Source organism: Staphylococcus sp. HMSC056G08, assembly GCF_001812305.1.
GTDB classification, from domain to species: Bacteria; Bacillota; Bacilli; order Staphylococcales; family Staphylococcaceae; genus Staphylococcus; species Staphylococcus simulans.
This window is the reverse complement of the sequence record NZ_KV808476.1, coordinates 8,174-8,815: the sequence shown is the minus strand read 5'-3', so window position 1 is coordinate 8,815 and position 642 is coordinate 8,174. Positions and strand designations below refer to the sequence as shown.

At 30.7% G+C, this 642-nt stretch carries 1 pseudogene; it reads right to left on the bottom strand.

The features are described from left to right. Positions 1 to 438 (bottom strand): annotated as a pseudogene (locus tag HMPREF2846_RS07425) (transposase); the annotation flags it as partial. Positions 439 to 642: the final 204 nt, after the last annotated feature.

Below are 642 nucleotides of genomic sequence, written 5' to 3'. Positions count from 1 at the left end.
AATCTTATAATTAGTAGTGGTAATTCTAACACCCTGTTTTGTCAAATATGTTCTATACTCCGTCATTGCTTTATCAATAGGTACTTCAGTAATTGAAGTAATGCTGGGATACTTTAAATCTAAAAAATCCAACATTTTATTAATTACTGTTCCTTTTCTAATCCAGACAGTTTTTGCATTCCATATTCCATTGTTTAAATGGTAAAAATAAAAATATTTCAATTCTGTTCTTAACCACAGATTTTTAACACGTTCAAAACGAACCCAACGATTTCTTAAAGCAGGATTCTTACTTAATTCTATGGCAGAAGGATGTGGACATTTTCTTATATCCCAACTATTATTAGCCCAAAACCCTTGCATTTCTTCATTCATTACAGCTATTTTTTTGCTGATCTCACTCTGACTGATAATTTTCCTTTTACTAGAAGCATTCATTTAGCTGGTATTCTTTATCTAGTAATAAATACAATGGATACGGCTTATTCTCCACTTCTATCCTTTGAACCCTCACACGCGCCCCCCTCTTTAAACACTTTAAGTACTACAAATTATAAACCTTGTTAATTTTTATTTAAAGTAAAATCTCCCTTTAACATCTCCTCCTGAACTACTTTAACTACTATTATTTATTATACTATG